Below are 23,590 nucleotides of genomic sequence, written 5' to 3'. Positions count from 1 at the left end.
ATGTGTCCTGTGCTTCTCGGCACGCTAATTCGAGTCTTCGGGAGATCCCGCTGTGACCGAGCCGCTCTCCGAACACACCGCGGACGTGATCGTCGTCGGGGCCGGTCCGGCCGGATCGACGACCGCGTACTACCTGGCCAAGGCCGGACTCGACGTGCTGCTACTGGAGAAGACCGCCTTCCCGCGCGAGAAGGTGTGCGGTGACGGTCTTACCCCGCGCGCCACCAAGCAGCTGGTCTCGATGGGGATCGACATCTCCGAAGAGGCGGGCTGGCTGCGCAACAAGGGTCTGCGGATCATCGGCGGCGGCGTCCGGCTCCAGCTCGACTGGCCGGACCTCGCCTCGTACCCGGACTACGGACTCGTGCGCAAGCGCGACGACTTCGACGAGCAGCTCGCCCGGCAGGCCCAGAAGGCCGGGGCCCGGCTGTACGAGCGCTGCAACGTCGGCGCCCCGATCATCGACGAGCGCACCGGCCGCATCACCGGCGTCAACGCCAAGCTCGGCGAGGAGAAGACCCCGGTCACCTTCCACGCCCCGCTCGTGGTGGCGGCCGACGGCAACTCGACGCGGCTCTCGCTCGCCATGGGCCTGCACCGGCGCGAGGACCGCCCGATGGGTGTGGCCGTGCGGACGTACTTCACCTCGCCGCGGCACGACGACGACTACCTGGAGTCCTGGCTCGAACTGTGGGACCGGCGCGGTCCCCAGGAGCGGCTGCTCCCCGGCTACGGCTGGATCTTCGGCATGGGCGACGGCACGTCCAACGTCGGCCTCGGCATCCTCAACTCCTCCTCCGCCTTCAAGGAGCTGGACTGGCGCGAGATCCTCAAGGCGTGGTGCGCGTCCATGCCCGAGGACTGGGGCTACACCCCCGAGAACATGACGGGCCCGATCCGCGGTGCCGCCCTGCCGATGGCCTTCAACCGTCAGCCGCACTACACCAAGGGCCTGTTGCTGGTCGGTGACGCGGGCGGTCTGGTGAACCCGTTCAACGGCGAAGGCATCGCGTATGCGATGGAATCGGGGCAGATCGCCGCCGACGTCATCGTCCAGGCGCACGCCCGCGCGACCCCGTCGCAGCGCGAACTCGCGCTGCACGCCTACCCGAAGATCCTCAAGGACACCTACGGCGGCTATTACACGCTGGGCCGTGCCTTCGTGAAGCTCATCGGCAACCCGAAGGTCATGAAGATCGCCACCCAGCGCGGGCTCACCCACCCGCTGCTGATGAAGTTCACGCTGAAGATGCTGGCCAATCTGACCGACCCGACGGGCGGCGACGCGATGGACCGCATCATCAACGGCCTCTCCAAGGTGGCCCCGAAGGCCTGACCCGGAGGCCTGACCCGACGGCCTGATCCGGAGCGCCGCCAACAGCGCCGCCAACAGCGGCGCCAACAGCGGCGCTAACAGCGGCGCTCCACCTCGTCGGTCCAGCGGACGGGGACCTCTCCGGCGAACCGGGACAGACCGGTGCGCAGTTCGTCCGGTGAGAGGCCTCCGTCCTGGCGGCGGGCGATGTATTCGTGCCGCTTGCCGTCGTGCAGCGTCACCCACACCGCGCGGTGGTGTTCGTAGCCGCCCGCGGTGCCCTCGTCCCCGAGCTCCCAGATCGCCACCGTGCCGACCTCGATCTCGCGCACCTGCGACCAGGGCGCGTCGAAGCGGGTGGCCAGGTGTATGCCGGCCGCGTCCGCGCGGATGACCGGGCGCACCGCCCCGTACACACAGGCCAGCACCAGGAACGCGCCGGCGCCGATGACGAACAGCGCGAAGCCCCAGCCGAAGGCGAGTTTGGCCCAGTCGACCGGGCCGTGCCACGGGCGGATGCCGGTGAGCATCCACAGCCCGAGCACGATGAACACGATCCCGATGGCGGCGAACATGCCGAGTCCGTCGGCGTAGACCTCGTACGGCTGCGGTTCCGCGTCACGCACCTGCTCGTCCATGCGCCCACCCCCTGATAGGTGAACTCTGCCCGGGAACGGGCAGAGTTCAACACATTCCGGGCATGCCGAAGGGCCGTTCCTCCCGAGCGGGGGAGCAACGGCCCTTGCGGACGGTGCGGGTACGGCTCAGAAGGCCGCTGTGCGCCTCAGAGAACGCGGACGGCGCCCGAGGGGGAGTCGTAGTCCAGGCTGCGCTCGACAACACCGGTGGAGGGGTTCTGCGCGCCGACGAAGTTGCCGCCGCCCACGTAGATCGCCACGTGGTACGCGGAGCCCTTGCCGCCCCAGTAAAGGATGTCGCCCGGCTGGAGGTTGGACAGCGACACATCGGTGCCGGCCGTCGACTGGTCCTGCGAGACGCGCGGCAGGTCGATGCCGGCCTGGCGGTAGGCGGCCTGCACGAGACCTGAGCAGTCGTACGCGCTGGAGCCGGTGGCGCCCGAGACATAGGCCTTGCCGACCTGGGCAAGCGCGAAGTTGACGATGGCGGCGGCGGAACCCGTGGCGTTGGACGCCTTGAACGAGGTCGTGCCGGTGGACGTGCCGCCGGTGGAGGACGACGACGACTTGAGCGAGGTGCGCTCGGCCGAGCGGGAGGCGCGCTCGGCGGCGTCGGCCTTGGCCTTCGCCTCGGCGTCGGCCTTCGCCTTGGCCTCGGCGGCCTTCTTCTCGGCGTCGTCCTTGGCCTTCTTGGCGTCCTTGGCGGCGCTGGACGCGGCGGCGTCCTGTGCGGCCTGGAGCTGGAGGTCGGCGGCAACTGCCTTGGTGGCCTGAGCGGTCGCGGCGGCGGTGGTCGCGAGGTCGCCCGTCAGCGTGGGCATCTCGATGGTCTCGTTGACCGGCTGAGCGGCGATGGCCGGGGCGGCCGCACCTGCCAGCGCGATGGTGCTGAGTACGCCACCGGCAACTCCGGCCCGGAGCGAGACCTTCGAGGCGCTGCGGCGGGGCTTCCGGTGGCTGGGTATGTGAGCGGTGTGGGACATGGGACAACCGCTATCAGGGGTTCGGGGTTCCCTTCAAGAAACGTGTGCTGCGCCACAGTTGATGCCGGAGGGGCTGAATCCGCTTCTTGCCAGCACTTATTGACGCCGTAACGGACAAAACTGGCACGCCCGATCAGGGCTGTGATCATGGGTTTTCCATGAAAAGCCCGAATTGCCCGGCGCTTACCATCCCCTCACGTCGATGGCCAAGCCCCGTTGATTCCACGACCGTTGACGGGTGACGCAGGTCACAGTGTGGAGAGATCGAGTCGACGGAAGGGGTGGTGCCGCTCTCGTGAATGCGCGCACGCGTCCATTTCGGGACGCCGAAGTCCCTCCCGCGAGTGACGGCGGGCCACTTATCACTGGATGCGCTTTCCTTGCCAATTTGCCTGTAGCGCACATGTCTTGATAATGCCAGACCGCCGCCGACCAGCGGTAACACCGGAAGATGTCACGTCTCGTGATCACTCAGGCGCTTCGCGTATGAAGATCACCGCTCATCCGACTTCATGATCCTTCGTCAGGTGGTGGAGATCACAAAGACGTTGGCGTACCCCGTGTCGCAGATCACAGACCGGCGGGCATAGGATGCGGGGCAGTCGGGCTTGTGAACTGCCTCACATGTACGCGATCTTCGCGCAGATGTGGGAGGTGGCGAGGTGTTCGCGAGACCCGTGTGCGGTCCAACGGTCAAGGACGACTGGAAGGAGCGAGGAGCGTGAATGCCTACGCGCCCATCCTCGTGCTCGGCGCCCTCGGGGCAGGGTTTGCGATCTTTTCCGTGGTCATGGCCACGCTAATCGGCCCAAAAAGGTACAACCGGGCGAAACTTGAGGCGTACGAGTGCGGCATCGAACCCACTCCCACGCCGGCCGGCGGCGGCCGCTTCCCCATCAAGTACTACCTGACGGCGATGCTCTTCATCGTCTTCGACATCGAGATCGTCTTCCTCTACCCCTGGGCGGTCACCTTCGACGCCCTGGGGCTTTTCGGGCTCGTGGAGATGCTGCTCTTCGTGCTCACCGTCTTCGTCGCCTACGCGTATGTGTGGCGGCGCGGCGGCCTGGAATGGGACTGAGGGGCTGAGGGGCACCTATGGGACTCGAAGAGAAACTGCCTAGCGGCTTCGTACTGACCACTGTTGAGCAGGCCGCGGGCTGGGTGCGCAAGGCGTCCGTCTTCCCCGCCACCTTCGGCCTCGCCTGCTGTGCCATCGAGATGATGACGACGGGCGCGGGCCGCTACGACCTGGCCCGGTTCGGCATGGAGGTCTTCCGCGGCTCCCCGCGCCAGGCCGACCTGATGATCGTGGCCGGCCGGGTCAGCCAGAAGATGGCGCCGGTGCTGCGACAGGTCTATGACCAGATGCCCAACCCCAAGTGGGTCATCTCCATGGGGGTTTGCGCTTCATCGGGCGGAATGTTCAATAATTACGCAATTGTTCAGGGTGTTGACCACATTGTCCCGGTTGATATCTACCTGCCCGGTTGCCCACCCCGGCCCGAGATGCTGCTCGACGCCATTCTCAAGCTCCACCAGAAGATCCAGGGCTCCAAGCTCGGGGTCAACCAGGAGGAGGCGGCCCGCGAGGCGGAGGAGGCGGCCCTCAAGGCGCTCCCCACCATTGAGATGAAGGGGCTGCTGCGGTGAGCTCTCCCCATACTCCGGACACCCCCGAACAGAGCGGCGTCCCCGCCCCGCGCGAGGACACCGGCGAGGTCATCGGCGTACGCAAGGGCATGTTCGGCGCCAACAACGGCGGTGACACCAGCGGCTACGGCGGTCTGGTGCGGACGGTCACGCTGCCCGGCGCCACCTCACGGCCGTACGGCGGCTGGTTCGACGAGGTGGCCGACGAACTCGAAGGGGCCCTTGAGGAGCAGGACCTGCTTCCCGAGAACGCCATCGAGAAGACGGTCGTCGACCGCGGCGAGCTCACCTTCCACATCGCGCGCGAGCACCTGCTGCGCGTCGCGCGCACCCTGCGCGACGACCCCGCCCTGCGCTTCGAGCTCTGTACGGGCGTGAGCGGCGTCCACTTCCTCGGTGACAAGGGGCGTGAACTGCACGCCGTCTACCACCTGCGGTCCCTGACCCACGGCCGGCTGATCCGGCTCGAAGTGAGCGCCCCCGACAGCGATCGGCACATCCCCTCGCTCGTCGAGGTCTATCCGACCAACGACTGGCACGAGCGCGAGGCGTACGACTTCTTCGGCATCGTCTTCGACGGCCATCCCGCCCTCACCCGGATCATGATGCCGGACGACTGGCAGGGCTTCCCGCAGCGCAAGGACTACCCCCTCGGCGGCATCGCGGTCGAGTACAAGGGCGCCCAGATCCCGGCTCCGGACCAGCGGAGGTCGTACAGCTGATGAGCACTTCACACGCGTCCGCTCGGGAAACGACCGAGGGGACTGTATATACGGTCACCGGCGGCGACTGGGACGAGGTCGTCCAGTCCGCGGCCAAGGCCGACGACGAGCGCATCGTCGTCAACATGGGCCCCCAGCACCCCTCCACGCACGGCGTGCTCCGACTGATCCTGGAGATCGAGGGCGAGACGGTCACCGAGGCCCGCTGCGGAATCGGTTATCTGCACACCGGCATCGAGAAGAACCTCGAATTCCGCACCTGGACGCAAGGCACCACCTTCGTCACGCGCATGGACTACCTGACGCCGTTCTTCAACGAGACGGCGTACTGCCTCGGCGTCGAGAAGCTCCTCGGCATCACCGACCAGATCCCGGACCGGGCCTCGGTCATCCGGGTGCTGCTCATGGAGCTCAACCGGCTCTCCTCGCACCTGGTGTGCATCGCCACCGGCGGCATGGAGCTCGGCGCCACCACGATCATGATCTACGGCTTCCGCGATCGTGAACTCATTCTCGACCTCTACGAGTTGATCACCGGTCTGCGCATGAACCACGCGTTCATCCGCCCCGGCGGACTCGCCCAGGACCTGCCCGCGGGCGCGGTCGACCAGCTCCGCGAGTTCGTGAAGACGATGCGGAAGAACCTGCCGGAGTACGACAAGCTCGCCACCGGCAACCCCATCTTCAAGGCCCGTATGCAGGACGTCGGTTATCTCGACCTGACCGGCTGCATGGCGCTGGGCGCCACCGGCCCGATCCTGCGCTCGGCCGGTCTCCCGCACGACCTGCGCAAGACCGACCCGTACTGCGGCTACGAGAACTACGACTTCGACATCCCGACGGCCGACACCTGCGACTCCTACGGCCGCTTCCTGGTCCGCCTGGAGGAGATGCGCCAGTCGCTCAGGATCGTCGAGCAGTGCCTGGACCGCCTTGAGCCGGGCCCGGTCATGGTCGAGGACAAGAAGATCGCCTGGCCCGCGCAGCTCGCGCTCGGCCCGGACGGGCTCGGCAACTCCCTCGACCACATCAAGAAGATCATGGGCACCTCCATGGAGTCCCTCATCCACCACTTCAAGCTGGTGACCGAGGGCTTCCGGGTCCCCGCCGGGCAGGCCTACGTGGCCGTCGAGTCACCCAAGGGCGAGCTCGGCGTGCACGTCGTCTCCGACGGCGGCACCCGCCCCTACCGGGTCCACTTCCGCGACCCGTCGTTCACCAATCTGCAGGCCATGGCGGCCATGTGCGAGGGCGGCCAGGTCGCCGACGTCATCGTCGCCGTCGCGTCCATCGACCCCGTGATGGGAGGCGTCGACCGGTGACAGACATCCAATTGGGCATGCCTCAACTGCCCGCGCCCGACTACCCGGCCGATGTGCGCGCCCGGCTGGAGGCGGACGGCAAGGAGATCGTCGCCCGCTACCCCGACAGCCGCTCCGCGCTGCTGCCGCTGCTCCACCTCGTCCAGGCCGAGGAGGGTTACGTCACGCGCACCGGCATGGCCTTCTGCGCGGACCTCCTGGAGCTGACGACGGCCGAGGTCACGGCCGTGGCCACGTTCTACTCCATGTACCGCCGCAAGCCCTCCGGCGAGTACCAGGTCGGCGTGTGCACCAACACGCTCTGCGCGGTGATGGGCGGCGACGCCATCTTCGAGGAGCTGAAGGAGCACCTGGCGGTCGGCAACAACGAGACCACCGACGACGGCAAGGTGACGCTCGAACACATCGAGTGCAACGCGGCCTGCGACTTCGCTCCGGTGGTGATGGTCAATTGGGAGTTCTTCGACAACCAGACGCCCGCCACCGCCAAGCGCCTCGTCGACGACCTGCGCGCCGGCCGCCCGGTGGAGCCCACCCGGGGTGCGCCGCTGTGCACCTACAAGGAGACCGCGCGCATCCTGGCCGGCTTCCCCGACGAGCGCCCCGGCGCGGTCGCCGCGACCGGCGGCGCCGGACCCGCCTCGCTCGCCGGGCTCCGGCTCGCCAAGGGCGAGACCCCGGGTGCGCGCGTGGTGCACCCGCGCGGCGAGGGCCGCGGCGGCGAAGGCTCGCGGGACGAACCCCAGCCGGGCGCCCAGCACTTGAGCTCGCACGACGCACCGCAGCAGACCTCAGCGTCCGATCCGGCCCACCCCGCCGGGCCCGCCGCCGAGGAGGGGGAGTGATGACCTTGGCCACCGAGATCGACGGAAACGGCAACGGCAGCAGCCCGGAGAAGCTGCTCGCGCCGGTCCTCTCCGCCTTCTGGGACCAGCCCGAATCCTGGACCCTGGAGACCTACCGGCGCCACGACGGCTACGAGGGCCTGCGCAAGGCGCTCGCGATGACCCCGGACGACCTCATCGCGTACGTCAAGGACTCCGGCCTTCGCGGCCGCGGCGGCGCCGGCTTCCCGACCGGAATGAAGTGGCAGTTCATCCCGCAGGGCGACGGCAAGCCGCACTACCTGGTCGTCAACGCCGACGAGTCGGAGCCCGGGACCTGCAAGGACATCCCGCTCCTGTTCGCCAACCCGCACTCCCTCATCGAGGGCATCGTGATCGCCTGTTACGCGATCCGCTCCTCGCACGCCTTCATCTATCTGCGCGGCGAGGTCGTCCCCGTACTGCGGCGGCTGCACGAGGCCGTGCGTGAGGCGTACGAGGCGGGCTTCCTCGGCAAGGACGTCCTGGGCAGCGGCCTGGACCTCGAACTCACCGTGCACGCGGGCGCGGGCGCGTACATCTGTGGCGAGGAGACCGCACTCCTCGACTCCCTCGAAGGCCGTCGCGGCCAGCCCCGGCTGCGACCTCCCTTCCCCGCGGTCGCCGGTCTGTACGCGTGCCCCACTGTGGTGAACAACGTCGAATCCATCGCCTCGGTTCCCGCGATCCTGAACCGGGGCAAGGACTGGTTCAAGTCGATGGGCAGCGAGAAGTCCCCGGGTTTCACGCTGTATTCGCTCAGCGGGCACGTCACCAGCCCCGGCCAGTACGAGGCGCCGCTCGGCATCACCCTGCGCCAGCTGCTCGACATGAGCGGCGGCATGCGCAAGGGCCACCGGCTCAAGTTCTGGACGCCGGGCGGCTCTTCGACGCCGATGTTCACCGACGAGCACCTCGATGTGCCGCTGGACTACGAAGGCGTGGGCGCGGCCGGGTCGATGCTCGGCACCAAGGCGCTCCAGTGCTTCGACGAGACCACCTGCGTGGTGCGGGCGGTCACCCGCTGGACCGAGTTCTACGCCCACGAGTCCTGCGGCAAGTGCACGCCGTGCCGTGAAGGGACGTACTGGCTGGTCCAGTTGCTCCGCGACATCGAGGCCGGCAAGGGCTCGATGGGCGACCTCGACAAGCTGAACGACATCGCCGACAACATCAACGGCAAGTCGTTCTGCGCGCTCGGCGACGGCGCGGCCTCGCCGATCTTCTCCTCGCTCAAGTACTTCCGTGACGAGTACGAGCAGCACATCACGGGCAACGGCTGCCCCTTCGACCCCGCCAGGTCCACCGCCTGGGCGGACGACAGCACGGAGGTGAACGCATGACTGTGACGACGAGTAGCGCTTCCTCCGGGGGCGGCGAGGCGGCCGTGCCGCCGGAGGATCTCGTCTCGCTGACCATCGACGGCATCGACATCAGCGTCCCCAAGGGCACCCTGGTGATCCGCGCCGCCGAACAGCTCGGCATCGAGATCCCGCGGTTCTGCGACCACCCCCTGCTCGACCCGGCCGGCGCCTGCCGCCAGTGCATCGTCGAGGTGGAGGGCCAGCGCAAGCCGATGGCGTCCTGCACCATCACCTGCACCGACGGCATGGTGGTCAAGTCCCAGCTCTCCTCGCCGGTCGCCGAGAAGGCCCAGCGCGGAGTCATGGAACTCCTGCTCATCAACCACCCGTTGGACTGCCCGGTCTGCGACAAGGGCGGCGAATGCCCGCTGCAGAACCAGGCGATGCAGGTCGGCGACACGGACTCGCGCTTCGAAGGCAAGAAGCGCACCTACGAGAAGCCGGTCCCGATCTCCACCCAGGTGCTCCTGGACCGCGAACGCTGTGTGCTGTGCGCGCGCTGCACCCGCTTCTCCAACCAGATCGCCGGCGACCCGATGATCGAGCTGATCGAGCGCGGCGCCCTGCAGCAGGTCGGCACCGGACAGGGCGACCCGTTCGAGTCGTACTTCTCCGGGAACACCATCCAGATCTGCCCGGTCGGCGCGCTGACCTCGGCCGCCTACCGCTTCCGCTCCCGGCCCTTCGACCTCGTGTCGTCGCCGTCGGTGTGCGAGCACTGCGCGGGCGGCTGCGCGACCCGTACCGACCACCGGCGCGGCAAGGTCATGCGGCGCCTGGCCGCCGACGACCCCGAGGTCAACGAGGAGTGGCTCTGCGACAAGGGCCGGTTCGGCTTCCGCTACGCGCAGCAGCCCGACCGCCTCACCACTCCGCTGGTCCGCAACGCGGACGGCGTCCTCGAACCGGCGAGCTGGCCCGAGGCACTTGAGGCGGCAGCCGCCGGCCTCGCCGCCGCGCGCGGCCGGGCCGGGGTGCTGGCCGGCGGTCGCCTGACCGTGGAAGACGCCTACGCCTACGCCAAGTTCGCCCGGATCGCCCTCGACACCAACGACGTCGACTTCCGGGCCCGGGTGCACTCCGCGGAGGAGGCCGACTTCCTGGCCGCCCGGGTCGCCGGACACGGCCGGGACCTCGACGGGCGGGGCACCACCTACACCTCCCTGGAGAACGCACCCGCCGTCCTCCTCGTCGGCTTCGAGTCCGAGGAGGAGGCGCCCGGCGTCTTCCTGCGGCTGCGCAAGGCCTGGCGCAAGCACGGCCAGCGCACCTTCTCGCTCGCCACCCACATGACCCGCGGCCTGCACAAGGCGGGCGGCACACTGCTGCCCGCCGCGCCCGGCACCGAGACGGAGTGGCTGGACGCGCTCGCGGGCGGGGTCGGCCTGGACGCGGACGGCGCGAAGGCGGCCGAGGCGCTGCGCTCCCCGGGCGCGGTCCTCGTCGTCGGCGAGCGGCTCGCGGGCGTGCCCGGCGCGCTGACCGCCGCGGTCCGCGCGGCCTCGGCGACCGGCGCCGCACTGGTGTGGATTCCGCGCCGGGCCGGCGAACGCGGCGCGGTGGAGGCGGGCGCGATCCCGTCGCTGCTGCCCGGCGGCCGTCCGGCCACCGACCCGCGGGCCCGCGAAGAGGTCGCCTCGGCCTGGGGCGTACGCGAACTCCCGCACCGCTACGGGCGCGACACCGGCCAGATCGTCGAGGCCGCGGCCACCGGCGAACTGGGCGCGCTGCTGGTCGCGGGCGTCGACCCGGCGGACCTGCCCGACCCGGCGCGGGCCCGCGAGGCCCTCGCCGAGGCTTTCGTGGTCAGCCTGGAACTGCGGCCGACCGAGGTCACCGCCCACGCGGACGTGGTCTTCCCGGTGGCGGCCGTCGCCGAGAAGCCCGGCACCTTCCTCAACTGGGAAGGCAGGGCGCGCCTGTTCGAGGCCGCGCTCAAGCCGGAGCAGCTGACCCGCAACCTGGCACCCACCGACGCCCGTGTGCTGCACATGCTGGCCGACGTCCTGGACGTCCACTTCGCGCTGCCCGACGTCCGTTCCGTACGCGGTGAGATGACGCGGCTCGGGACCTGGGACGGGCCGCGCGCGAGCGAGCCCCTGGAGTCGGCGCAGCAACTGCCCCGGCCCGCCGAGGGCGAGGCGGTCCTCGCGGGACACCGGATGCTGCTCGACCAGGGCAGCCTCCAGGTCGGCGACGAGGCCCTGGCCGGCACCCGGCACGCGGCCGTGGCCCGGCTCTCGGCGGCCACCGCGGCCGAGGCCGGGATCAAGGACGGCGACCTCCTGCGGGTCACCGGGCCGGCCGGCGGCGTCCAACTCCCGCTCCGGGTGAGCGAGATGCCCGACCGGGTGGTGTGGCTGCCGCTGAACTCCGTCGGCGACGGGGTCACCGCGGACACCGGCGCGGTCCCCGGACAGGTCGTCCGCATCGGCCCGGCCGTTACGGAAGCTCCCACGGAGGTGGTGGAGGCGTGATCACGCTCGCTGCGGAGGACCTCTCCCTGTTCGGCCGCGACCCCTGGTGGCTCGTCGTCGTCAAGGCCGTCTTCTGCTTCGCGTTCCTGATGGTGACCGTGCTGTTCTCCATCGTGTGGGAGCGCAAGGTCGTCGCCTGGATGCAGCTGCGCATCGGCCCCAACCGGCACGGCCCGTGGGGCATGCTCCAGTCGCTCGCCGACGGCATCAAGCTGATGCTGAAGGAAGACGTCATCGTCAAGCGGGCCGACAAGGTCGTCTACGTCCTGGCCCCGGTCATCGCCGCGATCCCGGCGTTCATGGCGATCGCCGTGATCCCGTTCGGGCCCGCGGGCAACGAGGTGTCGATCTTCGGCCACCGCACCACGATGCAGCTCACCGACCTGCCGATCGCCATGCTGTACGTGCTGGCCATCGCCTCGGTCGGCATCTACGGCATCGTGCTCGCGGGCTGGTCATCCGGCTCGACGTATCCGCTGCTCGGCGGCCTGCGCTCCTGCGCGCAGATGATCTCGTACGAGATCGCGATGGGCGCGGCGTTCGCCTCGGTGTTCCTCTACTCGGGGTCGATGTCGACCTCGAAGATCGTGGAGGCGCAGGGCGACCGCTGGTACATCGTGCTGCTGCCGGTCTCCTTCATCATCTACATCATCACGATGGTCGGCGAGACCAACCGGGCGCCGTTCGACATGCCGGAGTCCGAGGGCGACCTGGTCGGCGGCTTCAACACCGAGTACTCGTCGATCAAGTTCGCGATGTTCATGCTCGCCGAGTACGTCAACATGGTCACCGTCTCGGCCGTCGCGACCACCCTCTTCCTCGGCGGATGGCGCGCCCCCTGGCCCATCAGCGGCTTCTGGGCGGGCGCGAACCACGGCTGGTGGCCGATGCTCTGGTTCGTCATCAAGGTCCAGCTGCTCCTCTTCTTCTTCATCTGGCTGCGCGGCACGCTGCCCCGGGTCCGCTACGACCAGCTGATGAAGCTGGGGTGGAAGGTCCTCATCCCGGTGTCGGTGGTCTGGCTGATGCTGGTCGCCACCGTGCGGGCGCTGCGCAACGACGGCTACGACTTCTCGAAGATCGTGCTGTACGTCGGCGGCGCGGTCGTCGCGGTGCTGCTGCTCTCCTTCGTCGCGGACATCTTCCGGAGCAAGAAGGACGACGCTGAGGACAAGGCGCCGCCCGCCGCCTTCGACCCGATGGCCGGCGGTTTCCCGGTACCGCCGCTGCCCGGTCAGACCCTTTCGCCCGTACCCCGCCGACGGCCGCGCCACGAGCGCGAGTTGATTGTCAGTGGTGGGGCGGATACTCAGAGTGACGGAGAAGGAAGGGAGGACGACGGTGTCTGACAAGTCATCGGCCGGGAAGTCGGGCCGGCCGGGGAAGCCGGACCAGGCGGGGGAGTCGGAGGACAAGTTCCTCAATCCCGTGGCCGGCTTCGGCGTGACCTTCAAGGCCATGTTCAAGAAGCGGCTGACCGAGCAGTACCCGGAACAGCAGAAGGTCACCGCGCCGCGCTTCCACGGCCGCCATCAGCTCAACCGCCATCCGGACGGCCTGGAGAAGTGCGTCGGCTGCGAGCTGTGCGCCTGGGCCTGTCCCGCCGACGCCATCTATGTGGAGGGCGCCGACAACACGGACGAGGAGCGCTACTCGCCGGGCGAGCGCTACGGCCGCGTCTACCAGATCAACTACGCCCGCTGCATCCTGTGCGGCCTGTGCATCGAGGCCTGCCCCACCCGGGCGCTGACGATGACCAACGAGTTCGAACTGGCCGACTCCTCCCGCGAGAACCTGATCTACACCAAGGAGCAGCTGCTCGCCGGGCTCGACGACACCATGGTCGACAGCCCGCACGCGATCTACCCGGGCATGGACGAGCAGGACTACTACCGCGGCCTGGTCACCGAAGCCGCGCCGGGCACCGTCCGCCAAGTGGCGCTCAGCAAGGGGGAGCGGCCCCAGGAGGCGGCCTCCACCTTCGGTGAGGACGAGCCGGCCTCCGGGAAGGTGGTGGGGGCATGAGCGCGCCCACCGAGCTGCTCGCCGCGGCCGCTTCGCACACCTCCACCGGTGAGGCCTTCCAGTTCTGGGTGCTCGGCACGGTCGCGGTGATCGGCGCCCTGTGCACGATCCTCATGAGGAAGGCCGTGCACAGCGCGCTCTGCCTCGCCGGGACCATGATCATCCTCGCGATCTTCTACCTCGCCAACGGGGCGTACTTCCTGGGCATCGTCCAGGTCGTCGTCTACACCGGCGCGATCATGATGCTGTTCCTCTTCGTCGTCATGCTGGTCGGCGTCACGGCCGCGGACTCGCTGAAGGAGACCATCAAGGGCCAGCGCTGGTGGGCCGCGGCCTGCGGGCTCGGCTTCGGGGTGCTCCTCGTCGCGGGCATCGGCAACGCCTCGCTCACGACCTTCACCGGTCTCGGCGCGGCCAACGCGAACGGGAACGTGGAAGGGCTCGCCGCCCTCATCTTCACCAAGTACGTCTTCGCCTTCGAGATCACCGGCGCCCTGCTGATCACCTCGGCGGTCGGCGCGATGGTGCTCACCCACCGGGAGCGCACCGAGCGCGCCAAGACCCAGCGGGAGATGTCCGAGGAGCGCGTACGCGGCAAGCACCTGCCTCCGCTGCCCGCCCCCGGCGTCTACGCCCGGCACAACGCGGTGGACATCGCGGGCCTGCTCCCCGACGGCACCCCGTCCGAGCTCACCGTCAACCAGACGCTGCGCGGCCGCGGTCAGATCCGGGACGTGTCCAGCGAGGCGATCGCCGACCTCAAGGCCCTGGAGCAGCGCTCCGAGGAACGGCTCGGCCGGGACGAGGAGGCGGTCAAGTGAATCCGGTCAACTACCTCTATCTGGCGGCCCTGTTGTTCACCATCGGCGCCGCCGGAGTGCTCATCAGGCGGAACGCGATCGTGGTCTTCATGTGCGTCGAGCTGATGCTCAACGCCTGCAACCTCGCGTTCGTCTGCTTCTCCCGGCTGCACGGCAACCTCGACGGCCAGATCATCGCGTTCTTCACGATGGTCGTCGCCGCCGCGGAGGTCGTGGTCGGGCTCGCGATCATCGTGTCGCTCTTCCGTTCCCGCCACTCGGCCTCGGTCGACGACGCCAGCCTGATGAAGCTGTAAGGGGTCGCTGAATCGTGGACAACCTCATCGCGCTGCTCATCGCGGCGCCTCTGCTCGGAGCGGCCGTACTGCTGTGCGGCGGACGGAAACTGGACAAGGCCGGCCACTGGCTGGGCACGCTGCTCGCCGGCGCGTCCTTCGTGATCGGCGCGGTGCTCTTCGTCGACATGCTGGGCCGCTCGGCCGACCATCGGACGGTGACCAAGCACCTGTTCAGCTGGATCCCGGTCGAAGGCTTCCAGGCCGACGTCGGCTTCCAGCTCGACCAGCTGTCGATGACCTTCGTCCTGCTGATCACCGGTGTGGGCACGCTGATCCACATCTACTCGATCGGCTACATGGAGCACGACGAGAACCGCCGGCGCTTCTTCGGCTACCTCAACCTGTTCCTCGCGGCGATGCTGCTCCTGGTCCTCGCCGACAACTACCTTCTGCTGTACGTCGGTTGGGAAGGCGTGGGCCTCGCGTCCTACCTGCTCATCGGCTTCTGGCAGCACAAGCCCAGCGCGGCGACCGCCGCCAAGAAGGCCTTCCTGGTCAACCGGGTCGGCGACATGGGCCTCTCGATCGCCATCATGGTGATGTTCACGACGTTCGGCTCGTTCGCCTTCTCCACCGTCCTCGGTGAGACGGGCGGTGCGAGCTCGGGCCGCAACACGGCCATCGGCCTGATGCTGCTGCTCGCCGCCTGCGGCAAGTCGGCGCAGGTGCCGCTCCAGTCCTGGCTCGGCGACGCGATGGAGGGTCCGACCCCGGTCTCGGCCCTCATCCACGCGGCGACCATGGTGACCGCGGGCGTCTACCTGATCACCCGCTCCGGCGCGATCTTCAACGCGGTGCCCGACGTCCAGACGGTCGTCGTGATCGTCGGCACGGTCACGCTCCTGTTCGGTGCGATCGTCGGTTGCGCCAAGGACGACATCAAGAAGGCCCTCGCCGGCTCGACCATGTCGCAGATCGGCTACATGGTCCTGGCCACCGGTCTCGGCCCGATCGGCTACGTCTTCGCGATCATGCACCTGGTGACGCACGGCTTCTTCAAGGCCGGGCTCTTCCTCGGCGCCGGCTCGGTGATGCACGGCATGAACGACGAGGTCGACATGCGCAGGTACGGCGGCCTGCGCAAGTACATGCCGGTCACCTTCGTCACCTTCGGCCTCGGCTATCTCGCGATCATCGGCTTCCCGGGCCTGTCCGGGTTCTTCTCCAAGGACAAGATCATCGAGGCGGCGTTCGCCAAGGGCGGCACCGAGGGCTGGATCCTCGGCGCGGTCACCCTGCTCGGCGCCGCGATCACCGCGTACTACATGACGCGCGTGATGGTGATGACGTTCTTCGGCGAGGAGCGCTGGAAGCACGCGAAGACCCCCGCGCCGGACCAGCCGGGCGTGGAGCCCGCCGCCCAGACGCACGGCGCCCACGACGAGCCGCACCCGCACGAGTCCCCGAAGTCCATGACGATCCCCATGATCGTCCTGGCCTTCGGCTCGGTCTTTGCGGGCGGCATCTTCGGCATCGGCGACCGGTTCGTGAAGTGGCTGGAGCCGGTCACGTCCTTCGACCACGGCAACTCGCCGGTGGCGGAGTGGACGGTCACCGCCGCCACCATCGTCTGCCTGCTGATCGGCGTGGGCCTCGCGGTCGCCCAGTACGGCCGCAAGCCCGTTCCGGCCGTCGCCCCGCGCGGCTCGCTGCTCACCCGGGCCGCCCGCCGCGACCTGCTCCAGGACGACTTCAACCACGTGGTCCTGGTCCGCGGCGGCGAACACCTCACCCGCTCGCTCGTCTACCTCGACCACAGCCTGGTCGACGGAGTCGTCAATGGAACCGCCGCCTCGGTCGGCGGGCTCTCCGGCCGGCTGCGCAAGCTGCAGAACGGCTTCGCCCGCAGTTACGCGGTCTCGATGTTCGGAGGTGCTGTGGTGATCATCGCCGCGACTCTGCTGATGAGGGCGGTGTAAAGCAATGTCCTTCCCCCTCCTCACCGCGACGGCCGCCCTTCCGGCGCTCGGCGCGATCGCCACCGCGGCCGTGCCGGCCGCACGGCGGACCGCCGCCAAGTGGCTCGCCCTGCTGGTCTCGGTGGGCACCCTGGTGCTCGCCGCGATCCAGCTCGTACGGTTCGAACCGGGCGGCGCCCGCTACCAGTTGACCGAGTCGCACGCCTGGATCAAGGACTTCGGAGTCCGCTACGAACTGGGCGTGGACGGCATCGGCGTTGCCCTCATCGGGCTCACCGCGCTGCTCATCCCGTTCATCATCGCGGCCGGCTGGCACGACGCCGACCCCCTGGAGACCAGCGCCGGGCCCGACAGCAGCTTCGCTGCGGGGCGCTGGCGGCCCACCCAGGGCTTCTTCGCCCTGATCCTCGCCGTCGAGGCGATGGTGGTGCTCTCCTTCGAGGCCACCGACGTCTTCCTCTTCTACATCCTGTTCGAAGCCATGCTCATCCCGATGTACTTCCTCATCGGCGGCTTCGGCGACCGGGCGCACGCCCAGGGCGACGAGGCGGCGGCGACCCAACGCTCGTACGCGGCCGTCAAGTTCCTGCTCTACAACCTGGTCGGCGGGCTCATCATGCTGGCCGCCGTCATCGGTCTGTACGTGGTGGCGGGCTCGTTCTCGCTGAACGAGATCGCCGCGGCCCGCGCGAGCGGCTCGCTCCACATGGCGACCAACACCGAGCGCCTGCTGTTCCTCGGCTTCTTCTTCGCCTTCGCGGTGAAGGCCCCGCTGTGGCCGCTGCACACCTGGCTGCCCAACGCGATGGGTGAGGCCACCGCGCCGGTCGCCGTGCTGATCACCGCGGTCGTCGACAAGGTCGGCACCTTCGCGATGCTGCGCTTCTGCCTCCAGCTCTTCCCCGAGGCCAGCAAGTGGGCGACGCCGGTGATCGTGGTGCTCGCCGTGATCAGCATCATCTACGGGGCACTGCTGGCCGTCGGCCAGCGCGACATCAAGCGCCTGGTGGCGTACGCGTCGATCTCGCACTTCGGCTTCATCATCATGGGCATCTTCGCCATGACGAGCCAGGGCCAGTCCGGCGCCACGCTCTACATGGTCAACCACGGGATCTCGACGGCCGCACTGATGCTGGTGGCCGGCTTCCTGATCTCGCGGCGCGGCTCCCGGCTCATCTCGGACTACGGCGGCGTCCAGAAGGTCGCCCCGGTGCTCGCCGGCACCTTCCTGATCGGCGGCCTCGCCACCCTGTCCCTGCCGGGCCTCGCTCCCTTCGTGAGCGAATTCCTGGTCCTGGTCGGCACGTTCAGCCGCTACCCGGCGGCGGGCGTGGTCGCCACCCTCGGCATCGTCCTGGCCGCGCTCTACGTCCTCGTCCTCTACCAGCGGACGATGACCGGGCCGGTCAAGGCCGAGGTCCAGGGCATGCCCGACCTCAAGGTCCGCGAGCTGCTCGTGGTCGCCCCGCTGATCGGCCTGCTGATCTTCCTCGGGGTCTACCCGAAGCCGCTGACCGACATCGTCAACCCGGCGGTCCGCCAGACCATGTCGGACGTACAGAAGAAGGACCCCAACCCGGTGGTGGAGGCGGCCAAGTGAGCTCATCAGCTGTCCACAGCCTGTGGACCACGGCGGCCGAGGGGAAGCTCGACAAGATCCCCGCGCCGCACATCGAGTACGCCCAGCTCGCACCCACGCTGATCGTGCTCGGCGCGGCGCTGATCGGCGTCCTCGTCGAGGCCTTCGTCCCGCGCCGCAGCCGCTACTACGTCCAGGTGTTCCTGTCGGTGGTCGCGCTCGCCGCCGCCTTCGCGGCGGTGGTCGGCCTCGCGGCCGGCGGCTACGGGACCACCAAGGCGCACATCGCGGCGATGGGCGCGATCGCCGTCGACGGCCCCGCGCTCTTCCTGCAGGGCACCATTCTGCTGGCCTCCGTGGTGGCGGTCTTCACCTTCGCCGAGCGCCGCCTGGACCCGGAGGCGCACGGCAACAGGGTGGACTCCTTCGCCGCCCAGGCCGCCTCCGTGCCGGGCAGCGACAGCGAGCAGGCCGCGGTCAAGGCCGGGTTCACCACCACAGAGGTCTTCCCGCTCGCCCTGTTCGCCGTCTCCGGGATGCTGGTCTTCCCGGCGGCGAACGACCTCCTGACCCTGTTCGTGGCCCTGGAAGTCTTTTCGCTCCCGCTCTACCTGCTGTGCGCCCTGGCCCGCCGCAAGCGGCTCATGTCGCAGGAGGCGGCGGTCAAGTACTTCCTGCTCGGCGCGTTCTCCTCGGCCTTCCTGCTCTTCGGCATCGCGCTCCTGTACGGCTACGCGGGCTCCGTCTCGTACGCCACGATCGCGGACGTCGTCAGCGGCTCGGTCCAGAACGTGGACCCGGCGCTCGCCGGAACCATGGGCAACGACGCGCTGCTGCTCATCGGCGGCGCCATGATTCTGATGGGCCTGCTGTTCAAGGTCGGCGCGGTGCCGTTCCACATGTGGACGCCGGACGTCTACCAGGGTGCGCCCACCCCGGTCACGGGCTTCATGGCGGCGGCCACCAAGGTCGCGGCCTTCGGCGCGCTGCTCCGCCTCCTGTACGTGGTGCTGCCCGGCATGAGCTGGGACTGGCGCCCGGTCATGTGGGGCGTCGCGATCATCACGATGCTGGGCGGCGCGGTCGTCGCGATCACCCAGACCGACATCAAGCGGCTGCTCGCGTACTCCTCGATCGCGCACGCCGGGTTCATCCTGGCCGGTGTCATCGCCACCAACGCCGACGGCATCTCATCGGTGCTGTTCTACCTGGGGGCGTACTCATTCGTGACGATCGGCGCGTTCGCGGTCGTCACGCTGGTGCGGGACGCGGGCGGCGAGGCGACGCACCTGTCCAAGTGGGCCGGCCTCGGCCGCCGTTCGCCCCTGGTGGCAGCGGTGTTCGCGGTCTTCCTGCTCGCCTTCGCGGGCATCCCGCTGACGTCCGGCTTCTCCGGGAAGTTCGCGGTGTTCAAGGCGGCGGCGGAAGGGGGTGCCGGGGCGCTGGTCGTGGTCGGTGTGATCTCCTCCGCTGTCGCGGCGTTCTTCTACATCCGGGTGATCGTGCTGATGTTCTTCAGCGAGCCGAAGGCGGACGGCCCGACGGTGGCGGTGCCGTCCGCGCTGACGACGGCGGCGATCGGGGTGGGGGTGGCGGTGACGCTCGTGCTGGGCGTCGCCCCGCAGTACTTCCTCGATCTGGCACACAACGCGAGCGTGTTCGTCCGGTAGCGGACGGTCGCGGTGGGGCCTCGGCGCGGGTGGGTGGCGCCGGGGCCCTTGCTTTTCCCCGCCCCGCCTTGACGGCGCTCGTCCTCAATCGCCGGACGGGCTGGGGATGCCTGTGCGGGCCGGCACCGAGGCGTTCAGGGGAACCTACAGGGGCGCGGGGAACTGCGCGACCAGCCACTCACGATCCGCACCCGGACGAACGGGACCCGGGGCGCAGCCCCCCGGAAGCCCACCAAGGGCCCGAACCCGGGGGCTGGGGCGCAGCCCCCGTGCACCCGGGGCCGGTCGGGAAGACCCCGGGGTTGTGGATAACTTCGTGGAGTGTCGGCGGGGGCGGCTACCGTTGCTTGCGTGAATGGTGAGGCAGTCGACGGACCAGTACGGGGGACAGAGCGATGAGCGCAACCGGCACGCAGGCGGTGGACACGGAGTCCGAGGCCCTGGCGACACTGCATCGGGTCTTCGGTTACGAGAGCTTCCGCGGTGCCCAGGGCGAGGTCATCGAGCACGTCGTGGCGGGCGGCGACGCCGTGGTGCTCATGCCCACCGGCGGTGGAAAGTCGCTCTGCTACCAGATCCCGGCCCTGGTCAGGCCCGGTACCGGTGTCGTCGTCTCCCCCCTCATCGCCCTGATGCAGGACCAGGTGGACGCGCTGCGCGCCCTCGGCGTGCGTGCCGGGTTCATCAACTCCACGCAGGACTTCGACGAGCGCCGCACCGTCGAGGCCGAGCTCCTCGCCGGCGAGCTCGACCTGCTCTACCTGGCACCCGAGCGGCTGCGCGTAGAGGCCACCCTCGACCTGCTGTCCCGCGCCAAGATCTCCGTCTTCGCGATCGACGAGGCGCACTGCGTCGCGCAGTGGGGCCACGACTTCCGCCCCGACTACCTCGCCCTTTCCCTGCTCGGCGAGCGCTGGCCCGACGTCCCGCGCATCGCGCTCACCGCCACCGCCACGGACGCCACCCACCGCGAGATCACCCAGCGCCTCGGCATGCCCGAAGCCCGGCACTTCGTGGCGAGCTTCGACCGGCCCAACATCCAGTACCGGATCGTGCCCAAGAGCGACCCGAAGAAGCAGCTCCTCTCCTTCCTCAAGGAGGAGCACGACGGGGACGCGGGCATCGTCTACTGCCTCTCGCGGGCCTCCGTGGAGAAGACCGCGCAGTACCTGAGCGACAACGGCGTGCGGGCCGTCCCGTACCACGCGGGCCTCGACTCGGGGACGCGTGCGGTCAACCAGTCCCGCTTCCTGCGGGAGGACGGGCTCGTGGTGGTGGCGACCATCGCGTTCGGCATGGGCATCGACAAGCCGGACGTCCGGTTCGTGGCCCACCTCGACCTGCCCAAGTCCGTCGAGGGCTACTACCAGGAGACCGGCCGCGCCGGGCGGGACGGGCTCGCCTCGACGGCGTGGATGGCGTACGGGCTCCAAGACGTCGTCCAGCAGCGGAAGTTGATCCAGGGCAGCGAGGGGGACGAGGCGTTCCGGCGCCGGGCGGCCGCCCACCTGGACGCGATGCTGGCGCTCTGCGAGACCGCCTCGTGCCGACGGGCCCAGCTGCTCGGCTACTTCGGCCAGGAGGCCGCGGCGGAGAACTGCGGCAACTGCGACACCTGTCTGACCCCGCCGCAGACGTGGGACGGCACGGTGGCAGCGCAGAAGGTGCTCTCCACCGTCGTGCGGCTGCAGCGCGAGCGGGGACAGAAGTTCGGAGCGGGCCAGATCATCGACATCCTGCTCGGGCGCAGGACCGCGAAGATCATCCAGTTCGACCATGACCAGCTGTCCGTGTTCGGCATCGGCGAGGACCTGTCCGAGCCCCAATGGCGCGGCGTGGCACGGCAGTTGCTCGCGCAGGGGCTGCTCGCGGTGGAGGGTGAGTACGGGACGCTGGTCCTGACCGAGGCGAGCGGGGAGGTCCTGGCCGGCCGGCGCGAGGTCCGGATGCGGACGGAGCCGGAGAAGCCGGCGCGGGCGGCGCGTGGCTCGGCGAAGAAGTCCGCCGTGGCGGCCGACCTGCCGCCCGAGGTGCTTCCGGTCTTCGAGGCGCTGCGGGCGTGGCGGGGGGCGCAGGCGAAGGAGGCGGGGGTTCCGGCGTACGTCATCTTCCATGACGCGACGTTGCGGGAGATCGCGGTGGCTCGGCCGGGGTCCTTGGAGGAGCTCGGAACGATTGGGGGAGTGGGGGAGAAGAAGCTCGCCACGTGGGGCGAGGGGGTGCTGTCCGTTCTCAACTCCCTTTCCTAGGGAGGGGGTTGCCCCTTGCGGGGCGGAGCGGGACGGGGTGGGGCGGGCCCGGGGTGCGCAGGGGCTGGGCCCCCGGGCCCCCGGCCCCCGGTTCGGCTGCGGGCCGTGTGTGGCTGGGTGCGCAGTTCCCCGCGCCCCTAAAACCCGGTTTTGTCCGTCCACCGTGTGTGGCTGGGTGCGCAGTTCCCCGCGCCCCTACAACCCGTTTTCGTCCGTCCACCGTGTGTGGCTGGTAGCGCGGTTCCTCGCGCCCCTAGAACCCGTTTCGCCGGAACCGACCGGTCCCGGGTGGCGGGGGATGCTCAGGGGGACGGGGTGATGCGGCCCCGTACCTCGCCCAGGCCGACCGGGATGCCGTGGGGGCCGGGGGCCCAGGCCGTGAGGGTCACCTCGTCGCCGTCCTCCAGGAACGCCCGCTTGCCGGAGGGGAGTTCCAGCGGCTCGGAGCCGTTCCAGGTGAGCTCCAGGAGGGAGCCCCGCTGGTCGCGCTCGGGACCGCTCACCGTGCCGGAACCGTACACGTCCCCCGTACGCAGCGACGCCCCGTTCACCGTCATGTGGGCGAGCTGCTGCGCCGCCGTCCAGTACATCGAGGCGAACGGCGGCTCGGCGACGACCGTGCCGTTGATCGACACCGAGACGCGCAGGTCGAAGCCGCCAGGCACCTCCTCGGCGGAGTCGTCCAGGTAGGGGAGGAGCGGGAAGTCCCGTGCGGGCGGGGAGACCCGGGCCGCGGTCAGGGCTTCGAGCGGAGTGACCCACGCCGAGACGGACGTCGCGAAGGACTTGCCGAGGAAGGGGCCGAGCGGGACGTACTCCCAGGCCTGGATGTCCCGCGCCGACCAGTCGTTGAGCAGGAACAGGCCGAAGACGTGGTCCTCGAAGGAGGCCAGGTCCACGGACTCGCCCAGCGCGGACGGGGTGCCCACCACGAAGCCGACCTCGGCCTCGATGTCCAGCTTCACCGACGGACCGAAGACCGGCGCCGGGTCGGAGGGTGCCTTGCGCTGGCCCTGCGGGCGGGCGACCTCGGTGCCGGACACCACGATCGTGCCGGAGCGGCCGTGGTAACCGATCGGCAGGTGCTTCCAGTTGGGGGTGAGCGCGTCTCCGTCGGGGCGGAAGATCCGGCCCACGTTGGTGGCGTGGTGCTCGCTGGCGTAGAAGTCGACGTAGTCGGCGACCTCGTACGGCAGGTGCAGCTCGACGTCGGAGAGCGGGTGGAGCAGTGGCTCTATCACCGGGCGGTGCGCGGGCACGGTCACCCAGGCGGTGAGGGCCCGGCGCACATCGCGCCAGGCCGTGCGCCCCGCGGCGAGCAGCGGGTTGAGGCTCGGCTTGGCGAGCAGCGCCGCGTACGGGGAGCCCAGCGCGTGCGCCGCCGCCCCCGCGTCCAGGACGTGGTCGCCGATCCGGACGCCGACCCGGCGGTCCTCGGGATGGCCCGGCGTGGAGAAGACGCCGTAGGGGAGATTGTGCGGGCCGAAGGGGTCGCCTTCGGCCAGTTCGAGCGGGCTCTGCTCGGACATCGGTGCCTGCCTCGCTTTCCACGGGTGTGCGTCACACGTTACGTGGGCGGTGCTCGGGGCGGCAGTGCCTAAAGAGTTCGTAATGTCCGGAAATTCCGTCTGCGGGAGCGGGTGTTGCCCCTT

The 23,590-nt window shown here is 69.4% G+C and carries 19 protein-coding genes; 16 read left to right on the top strand and 3 right to left on the bottom strand.

Annotated features, from left to right (window positions below):
* Positions 1-52: 52 nt before the first annotated feature.
* A complete protein-coding gene (locus IE267_RS03490; protein WP_161249771.1) occupies positions 53-1,336 on the top strand; it encodes a geranylgeranyl reductase family protein in 1,284 nt (427 codons plus the stop codon).
* A gap of 74 nt (positions 1,337-1,410) precedes the next feature.
* On the opposite strand, the gene IE267_RS03485 is transcribed toward IE267_RS03490, so the two are convergent.
* Both IE267_RS03485 and IE267_RS03480 read right to left on the bottom strand, forming a co-directional pair.
* On the bottom strand, positions 1,411-1,953 hold the full coding sequence (locus IE267_RS03485) for a hypothetical protein (RefSeq protein WP_167157757.1): 543 nt from the start codon (positions 1,951-1,953) through the stop codon (positions 1,411-1,413).
* 146 nt (positions 1,954-2,099) lie between these two features.
* Positions 2,100-2,936, bottom strand: a complete 837-nt coding sequence (locus IE267_RS03480; RefSeq protein ID WP_167157755.1) for a C40 family peptidase — start codon at positions 2,934-2,936, stop codon at positions 2,100-2,102.
* Positions 2,937-3,657: 721 nt separating this feature from the next.
* Here IE267_RS03480 and IE267_RS03475 point away from each other — a divergent pair.
* The 15 genes from IE267_RS03475 to recQ all read left to right on the top strand — a co-directional run bounded on the left by IE267_RS03475 (position 3,658) and on the right by recQ (position 21,938).
* Positions 3,658-4,017: an NADH-quinone oxidoreductase subunit A gene (locus IE267_RS03475; protein ID WP_030494815.1), complete on the top strand. Its 360-nt coding sequence runs from the start codon at positions 3,658-3,660 to the stop codon at positions 4,015-4,017.
* Positions 4,018-4,034: 17 nt separating this feature from the next.
* Positions 4,035-4,589, top strand: a complete 555-nt coding sequence (locus tag IE267_RS03470; protein WP_100578785.1) for a NuoB/complex I 20 kDa subunit family protein — start codon at positions 4,035-4,037, stop codon at positions 4,587-4,589.
* Positions 4,586-5,311, top strand: a complete 726-nt coding sequence (locus IE267_RS03465; RefSeq protein WP_167157753.1) for an NADH-quinone oxidoreductase subunit C — start codon at positions 4,586-4,588, stop codon at positions 5,309-5,311. Before IE267_RS03470 ends, IE267_RS03465 begins: the two co-directional genes overlap by 4 nt.
* A complete protein-coding gene (locus tag IE267_RS03460) occupies positions 5,311-6,633 on the top strand; it encodes an NADH-quinone oxidoreductase subunit D (RefSeq protein ID WP_189762089.1) in 1,323 nt (440 codons plus the stop codon). The genes IE267_RS03465 and IE267_RS03460 overlap by 1 nt, the downstream gene beginning before the upstream one ends.
* Before the next feature lie 17 nt (positions 6,634-6,650).
* Positions 6,651-7,478, top strand: coding sequence for an NADH-quinone oxidoreductase subunit NuoE (nuoE, locus tag IE267_RS03455; RefSeq protein ID WP_189762168.1), 828 nt, complete (start codon positions 6,651-6,653; stop codon positions 7,476-7,478).
* Positions 7,478-8,839: an NADH-quinone oxidoreductase subunit NuoF gene (gene nuoF, locus IE267_RS03450; protein WP_161249781.1), complete on the top strand. Its 1,362-nt coding sequence runs from the start codon at positions 7,478-7,480 to the stop codon at positions 8,837-8,839. Before nuoE ends, nuoF begins: the two co-directional genes overlap by 1 nt.
* On the top strand, positions 8,836-11,337 hold the full coding sequence (locus tag IE267_RS03445) for an NADH-quinone oxidoreductase subunit G (protein WP_167157748.1): 2,502 nt from the start codon (positions 8,836-8,838) through the stop codon (positions 11,335-11,337). The genes nuoF and IE267_RS03445 overlap by 4 nt, the downstream gene beginning before the upstream one ends.
* Positions 11,334-12,686, top strand: a complete 1,353-nt coding sequence (nuoH, locus tag IE267_RS03440; RefSeq protein ID WP_373304452.1) for an NADH-quinone oxidoreductase subunit NuoH — start codon at positions 11,334-11,336, stop codon at positions 12,684-12,686. The genes IE267_RS03445 and nuoH overlap by 4 nt, the downstream gene beginning before the upstream one ends.
* Complete coding sequence (gene nuoI, locus IE267_RS03435) at positions 12,679-13,362, top strand: NADH-quinone oxidoreductase subunit NuoI (RefSeq protein WP_167157744.1); 684 nt, start codon at positions 12,679-12,681, stop codon at positions 13,360-13,362. The genes nuoH and nuoI overlap by 8 nt, the downstream gene beginning before the upstream one ends.
* On the top strand, positions 13,359-14,183 hold the full coding sequence (locus IE267_RS03430) for an NADH-quinone oxidoreductase subunit J (RefSeq protein WP_161254216.1): 825 nt from the start codon (positions 13,359-13,361) through the stop codon (positions 14,181-14,183). The genes nuoI and IE267_RS03430 overlap by 4 nt, the downstream gene beginning before the upstream one ends.
* On the top strand, positions 14,180-14,479 hold the full coding sequence (nuoK, locus tag IE267_RS03425; protein WP_100578793.1) for an NADH-quinone oxidoreductase subunit NuoK: 300 nt from the start codon (positions 14,180-14,182) through the stop codon (positions 14,477-14,479). Before IE267_RS03430 ends, nuoK begins: the two co-directional genes overlap by 4 nt.
* 14 nt (positions 14,480-14,493) lie before the next feature.
* Entirely contained in the window at positions 14,494-16,440 is a 1,947-nt protein-coding gene (nuoL, locus tag IE267_RS03420; protein WP_189762088.1) for an NADH-quinone oxidoreductase subunit L, read from the top strand.
* A 4-nt stretch (positions 16,441-16,444) separates the two neighbouring features.
* The gene (locus IE267_RS03415; RefSeq protein WP_189762087.1) at positions 16,445-18,040 is read left to right on the top strand and encodes an NADH-quinone oxidoreductase subunit M; all 1,596 of its coding nucleotides are present in this window, start codon (positions 16,445-16,447) and stop codon (positions 18,038-18,040) included.
* A complete protein-coding gene (gene nuoN, locus IE267_RS03410; protein WP_189762086.1) occupies positions 18,037-19,689 on the top strand; it encodes an NADH-quinone oxidoreductase subunit NuoN in 1,653 nt (550 codons plus the stop codon). The genes IE267_RS03415 and nuoN overlap by 4 nt, the downstream gene beginning before the upstream one ends.
* A gap of 395 nt (positions 19,690-20,084) precedes the next feature.
* Positions 20,085-21,938: a DNA helicase RecQ gene (gene recQ, locus IE267_RS03405; protein WP_189762085.1), complete on the top strand. Its 1,854-nt coding sequence runs from the start codon at positions 20,085-20,087 to the stop codon at positions 21,936-21,938.
* 302 nt (positions 21,939-22,240) lie between these two features.
* Here recQ and fahA read toward each other — a convergent pair whose 3' ends face one another.
* Positions 22,241-23,467, bottom strand: coding sequence for a fumarylacetoacetase (fahA, locus tag IE267_RS03400; RefSeq protein WP_189762084.1), 1,227 nt, complete (start codon positions 23,465-23,467; stop codon positions 22,241-22,243).
* Between the last annotated feature and the right edge of the window lie 123 nt (positions 23,468-23,590).

Source organism: Streptomyces xanthochromogenes, from assembly GCF_014650455.1.
GTDB lineage: Bacteria > Actinomycetota > Actinomycetes > Streptomycetales > Streptomycetaceae > Streptomyces > Streptomyces xanthochromogenes.
The sequence above is the reverse complement of the archived record's forward strand: the minus strand, read 5'-3'. Positions and strand labels throughout refer to the sequence as shown.

What these genes read in the sequence shown, in the direction of transcription:
- IE267_RS03485 (WP_167157757.1), bottom strand. Translation starts at nt 1,953, where the DNA reads ATGGACGAGCAGGTGCGTGACGCGGAACCGCAGCCGTACGAGGTCTAC.
- IE267_RS03480 (WP_167157755.1), bottom strand. Translation starts at nt 2,936, where the DNA reads ATGTCCCACACCGCTCACATACCCAGCCACCGGAAGCCCCGCCGCAGC.
- IE267_RS03470 (WP_100578785.1), top strand. Translation starts at nt 4,035, where the DNA reads ATGGGACTCGAAGAGAAACTGCCTAGCGGCTTCGTACTGACCACTGTT.
- IE267_RS03460 (WP_189762089.1), top strand. Translation starts at nt 5,311, where the DNA reads ATGAGCACTTCACACGCGTCCGCTCGGGAAACGACCGAGGGGACTGTA.
- nuoE (WP_189762168.1), top strand. Translation starts at nt 6,651, where the DNA reads ATGCCTCAACTGCCCGCGCCCGACTACCCGGCCGATGTGCGCGCCCGG.
- nuoF (WP_161249781.1), top strand. Translation starts at nt 7,478, where the DNA reads ATGACCTTGGCCACCGAGATCGACGGAAACGGCAACGGCAGCAGCCCG.
- IE267_RS03445 (WP_167157748.1), top strand. Translation starts at nt 8,836, where the DNA reads ATGACTGTGACGACGAGTAGCGCTTCCTCCGGGGGCGGCGAGGCGGCC.
- IE267_RS03430 (WP_161254216.1), top strand. Translation starts at nt 13,359, where the DNA reads ATGAGCGCGCCCACCGAGCTGCTCGCCGCGGCCGCTTCGCACACCTCC.
- IE267_RS03415 (WP_189762087.1), top strand. Translation starts at nt 16,445, where the DNA reads ATGTCCTTCCCCCTCCTCACCGCGACGGCCGCCCTTCCGGCGCTCGGC.
- recQ (WP_189762085.1), top strand. Translation starts at nt 20,085, where the DNA reads ATGAGCGCAACCGGCACGCAGGCGGTGGACACGGAGTCCGAGGCCCTG.
- fahA (WP_189762084.1), bottom strand. Translation starts at nt 23,467, where the DNA reads ATGTCCGAGCAGAGCCCGCTCGAACTGGCCGAAGGCGACCCCTTCGGC.